Consider the following 4,861-nt stretch of genomic DNA (forward strand, 5'->3'; position numbering starts at 1 on the left):
CCTAGTTCCCAACGTTTACAGCGTGGACTACCAGGGTATCTAATCCTGTTTGCTCCCCACGCTTTCGCTCCTCAGCGTCAGTAACGGCCCAGAGAGCCGCCTTCGCTACTGGTGTTCCTCCCGATATCTGCGCATTCCACCGCTACACCGGGAATTCCACTCTCCTCTACCGTACTCTAGCTATAACAGTTTCGACCGACTCCCCGAGGTTGAGCCTCGGTATTTCACGACCGACTTGTTAAGCCGCCTACGAGCTCTTTACGCCCAATAAATCCGGACAATGCTTGCACCCTACGTATTACCGCGGCTGCTGGCACGTAGTTGGCCGGTACTTCTTCTGTGGGTACCGTCAATTTCGTCCCCACTGAAAGAGGTTTACAACCCGAAGGCCGTCATCCCTCACGCGGCGTTGCTGCGTCAGGCTTTCGCCCATTGCGCAATATTCCCTCCTGCTGCCTCCCGTAGGAGTCTGGACCGTGTCTCAGTTCCAGTGTGGCTGATCGTCCTCTCAGACCAGCTACCCGTCGTCGCCTTGGTGAGCCGTTACCTCACCAACAAGCTGATAGGCCGCGAGCCCATCCCAAAGCGCAAAAGCATTTCCTGACCAAACCATGAGATTCGGGCAGGGTATCCGGTATTAATCCGAATTTCTTCGGGCTATCCCGGTCTTAGGGGTAGGTTGCTCACGTGTTACGCACCCGTTCGCCGCTCCGTCATACCAATGGGTTACCCCTTTGATGTGCGTCGCTCGACTTGCATGGATTAAGCACGCCGCCAGCATTCGTCCTGAGCCAGGATCAAACTCTCCAACGTAAACTGCGAATGAGATTCGCTTGGCAGTTTGATGGAATCAAACTGCCAAAACGAACTGTTCTCGAAAAAGCAGAATCAAATGAATGTGTTTTACCTGGCAAGAACCGGTTCTGACGAACCGATCACCGAGTCCGAGGACTCGGCATTTGCCTGGATGCCGAACCATTGGTTCGGCGGTTTACCTGTTGTCCAATTCCGATTCCGTTAGGTCTCGAGAATTGAACGGTGTTTGTGACTCAGAACCCCATTCACAGGGACGAGCCACAAAGCTGATTTTTAGCACACTGTTTAGTTGTCAAGGAGCCGTAATGCTCCGGATGACATTTCGGTCACCCAATCATCCCTCTAGCCGTAGCCTCGGGGCCGTCCCACTGGCGCGCAGCGGACAAGACCTGCAGTGTATCACGCATCGCGAGTCCTTGCCAAAACGATATGGGAGCCTTCCCATATCAACCACCGAAGGGCGGCCCGACGGTCCGTTTCAACGACTATCAAGCAAGTTTACAAACTGCGTGGCAGCGTTGCCGGATGGCGGTGTTGGCGTACTACGCACCATTGGTGCGGCGGCAACTGTACTCCACTTGATCGACATTGCAAGTCGGGAGGTATCAGATGTGCGTTAGGCTCATCGAACCATGCACAGGATCGACTGGATCGGGTCGCAACTGGCCGCCATGCCGGCCGTCACAGAGAGACTGTTCCAGGACGGATGGGGGGACCTCAGCGTCGTCACGGGCGATCTTGCCAGGGTTCCGGAAGTCTTGGGCCAACCGTTCGAGCAGAAGGACCCACAACTGCGCAACGGATACACGATTACCGACCTTCGTTTCCCGTCACCGTACGAACTGTTGCCCGCTGCCTCCCGAACCGGGTACGTCCGGCTCATCGAACCGCCCGATCCGAAGCGGGTAGTGCTGCTGATGGCCGCGTTCAATGAGCATGGCTACGAGACCCGCCAGGCCATCGGTCGGTACCTACTGGACCAGAACGTGGCAGTGGCCATCCTTGAGAACCCCTTCTACGGGCTGCGGTGTCAGTCTGACGGGCAGCCGCTTCGAACCGCTGCCAACCTGTTGGCGATGGGGGTCGGGGCCGTGTGGGACGGTTTGGAGGTTCTCGCCTGGCTGAGGCACCGGCGATCGTGGACGGTGGGAGTGGCCGGGTATTCGATGGGCGCCAACACTGCCGCGCTCGTCACATCCGCCAGCAAGCTCCCGATCGCCTGTGCCGCGCTGGCTGCCTCCCACTCCCCCGGGCCGGTCTTCACCAAAGGGGCCCTCAAGGCCTCGGTGGACTGGGCCGCACTCGGTGGGGCATCCGCCGTCGACCGGCTCGGTGAGCTGTTCGGTCAGGCCTCCGTGCTTCGATTCGATCCGCCACCCCACAGTGCTGCGGCGGTCATTCTCGGAATCAGGGGCGATGGGTACGTCCTCCCCGAAGCCACGACGGCGCTCGCCAACCACTGGCCAGGGTCCGAACTGGAATGGTCAAAAGGCGGTCACGCAACAGTTCTGTGGATCCACAAACGTCGCCTGGCAGATCTCATCGTCCGATCATTCGATCGGCTCGATGACCTTGCCGGGGCGGCTACGGCGCTTCAGCCCTGACGAGCTTGTCGGTTGCCACCCAGACATGGTGCGAATCACCAATCTGGACCAGCCAGGGATCGGCGTAGTTGAGAAGATCCGAAATTCGTGTTCCGTCCGATTCAGGAAGTTGGAGCGTCCCTTCGAATCGATGGCCTCCGGCCATCGTCAATTTCATCGACAGGTTGACGCCGCCTGAATCAGGCAGACCAAACGTCTCGTCGGCTACGCGGACGGCCGACACGCTGGCTCGACCGATCAGCACCAACTCACCCGACTCGCCCCGGCAAGGAATGATCCGTTCCCTCCCGCCCAGCAGATCGAGCATGGGGTGGACCTTTCCTAACTCCTCGGTCGGACGGACATAGACCACTCCGGCGAAAATGGAGCCATCGTCCAGGAATAGCTCGGCCTCGACCTCGGTCTTGCTGACAAACATCATGAACCGATCACGATTCCAACCCTTGGTGGCAAAACCAGTGCGCGATGTGAGTGGCTCATCCACGCAGCCTCAAGAAGCGCCGTTTACCGACCTGAAGAACGTAGCCAACGAGGTCCGAACGATCGATGGACTCTTCGTCGATCTTCTTTCCTTCTAGCTTGACCGCCCCCTGGGCGATCAAGCGGCGCGCCTCGCCGTTCGATGATGTCAGCCCTGCTGCTGTCAACACCCCGGGTATCCACTGGTCGGCGCCGGCACCGAGCGTGAACTCGTCGATCTCGTCGGGCACCCCGCTGTGGCGGAACACCTGGTCGAAAGCCGCCTCGGCCGGCGAACCCTGTCCCGGGTGGTAGAGGTCAACGATTTCTCGTGCCAGGCGCCGCTTCAGGTCGCCGGGATGCACGTCGCCAGACTCAAGACCATCGAACTGGTCGAGGATCTCCTGTGGGGGAACCTCAGTAGCCAGTTCGAAATACTGGGGCATGAGTCGATCCGGAATGCTCATGATTTTGCCGAACATGTCGGCGGGATCGTCCATCACCCCGACATAGTTCCCGAGCGACTGCGACATCTTCTGCTCACCATCGGTACCGATGAGCAAAGGCATCGTCATGGCCATCTGCGGACGATGACCGTACCGTTCCTGAAGCACTCGACCCATCATGAGGTTCCACAGCTGATCGGCCCCACCGAGTTCGATGTCAGCCGAAACGGCCACCGAGTCATAGCCCTGCAACAGCGGGTACATGAACTCCATGACCGAGATCGGCTGGTGGCCGTCGAACCGTTTCCGGAAGTCGTCGCGTTCGAGCATCTGAGCGACGGTCACCTTGGAGGTGAGTTCGAGCACCTCGGCCATGTCAAGCTCTCCGAGCCACTCGGAGTTGAATCGAACCTCGAGGGGTTCGGGAAGCAGAACCTTGGCGAACTGGTCAAGGAGGCGCTCGGCGTATCCACGCACTTCTGCAGCCGTCAGACGTTTGCGAGTCTCACTCTTGCCGCTGGGATCGCCAACCTGGGCAGTGAAATCCCCAACGATGAGCACTGCGGTATGACCCAACTCCTGGAAGTGCCGGAGTTTGCGCAGTACCACCGCCCATCCCAGCGTCACGGACGGGGCAGTCGGATCAAGGCCGAGCTTCACCCGCAGCGGCCTACCTTCAGCCAACCTGTCTGCCAATTCTGCCTCTGGCACGACGGTGTCAACGCCTCGCATCAAATGATCAAGCTCATTACCAATACTCATACGAGCCAATACGGTAGCCGCCCGCGACCGGCCGTTCCGGGTTTTTGCATGCCGCAATCGCCTCAAATCCACCGATACCCACGGCGCCATCGGTACCATCCCGGCCGGAGTAAGGACCCCATGAAACGACTTATCGTTCTCGTGGCTGTTGCGTCGTTCCTGCTGGGAGCCTGCAGCCCCGAGATCAAACCTCTGGCCGACCCCGGTATGGGAGAGCTGAGCCTCACCAGCATCGTGTACGCCGCCGACGGATCGGTTATCGCCGAATGGCACGAAACCGAAGACCGAATACTCGTCGACTTCGCCGATTTGCCGGTTCATCTGCTCAACGCAGTCGTCGCGATCGAGGATCAGCGTTTTTGGAGCCACCAGGGCGTCGACCTTCGGGCCGTAGCCAGGGCACTTGTAGCCGACGCCAACGCCGGGGCCATCGTCCAGGGCGGCTCGACCATCACCCAGCAATACATCAAGAATGTCGTCTTGACGCCAGAAGTAACCATTGACCGCAAGATAGAAGAGGCCACGCTGGCACTGCGGCTCGAAGAGACCCTCACCAAAGAACAGATCCTTGAGCGCTATCTGAACACCGTCTACTTCGGGAGCGGATACTACGGAGTTGGCTCGGCGTCGCAGGGATACTTCGGAAAGCCGATCAGCGAGGTGACCCTGGGCGAGGCCGCCCTGTTGGCCGGTTTCATCCAATCACCGTCCACGACCGATCCCCGACTCAATCAGCAGGCCGCGCTAGACCGCCGCTCCGTGGTCCTCGACAAA

4 protein-coding genes and 1 rRNA gene are annotated in these 4,861 nt (G+C 59.4%); 2 read left to right on the forward strand and 3 right to left on the reverse strand.

Annotation, left to right across the window (positions count from 1 at the left end; all coding sequences use genetic code 11):
• Positions 1-813, reverse strand: a 16S ribosomal RNA gene (locus tag JJE47_17450); the annotation flags it as partial.
• 635 nt (positions 814-1,448) lie between these two features.
• Here JJE47_17450 and JJE47_17455 point away from each other — a divergent pair.
• Positions 1,449-2,420, forward strand: a complete 972-nt coding sequence (locus tag JJE47_17455; protein MBK5269212.1) for an alpha/beta hydrolase family protein — start codon at positions 1,449-1,451, stop codon at positions 2,418-2,420.
• Here JJE47_17455 and JJE47_17460 read toward each other — a convergent pair.
• Both JJE47_17460 and JJE47_17465 read right to left on the reverse strand, forming a co-directional pair.
• Positions 2,401-2,904 (reverse strand): hypothetical protein, encoded by a 504-nt coding sequence (locus JJE47_17460; protein ID MBK5269213.1) that lies wholly within the window; start codon positions 2,902-2,904, stop codon positions 2,401-2,403. The two genes, JJE47_17455 and JJE47_17460, sit on opposite strands and share 20 nt — an antisense overlap.
• Positions 2,897-4,087 (reverse strand): tyrosine--tRNA ligase, encoded by a 1,191-nt coding sequence (locus JJE47_17465; protein MBK5269214.1) that lies wholly within the window; start codon positions 4,085-4,087, stop codon positions 2,897-2,899. Before JJE47_17465 ends, JJE47_17460 begins: the two co-directional genes overlap by 8 nt.
• A gap of 120 nt (positions 4,088-4,207) precedes the next feature.
• Between JJE47_17465 and JJE47_17470 the strand changes: the two genes are divergently transcribed.
• On the forward strand, positions 4,208-4,861 hold a 654-nt coding region (locus tag JJE47_17470; GenBank protein MBK5269215.1), incomplete at its 3' end, for a transglycosylase domain-containing protein.

Source organism: Acidimicrobiia bacterium (genome assembly GCA_016650365.1).
GTDB lineage: Bacteria > Actinomycetota > Acidimicrobiia > Spongiisociales > JAENVV01 > JAENVV01.

What these genes read in the sequence shown, in the direction of transcription:
- JJE47_17455 (MBK5269212.1), top strand. Translation starts at nt 1,449, where the DNA reads ATGCACAGGATCGACTGGATCGGGTCGCAACTGGCCGCCATGCCGGCC.
- JJE47_17465 (MBK5269214.1), bottom strand. Translation starts at nt 4,087, where the DNA reads ATGAGTATTGGTAATGAGCTTGATCATTTGATGCGAGGCGTTGACACC.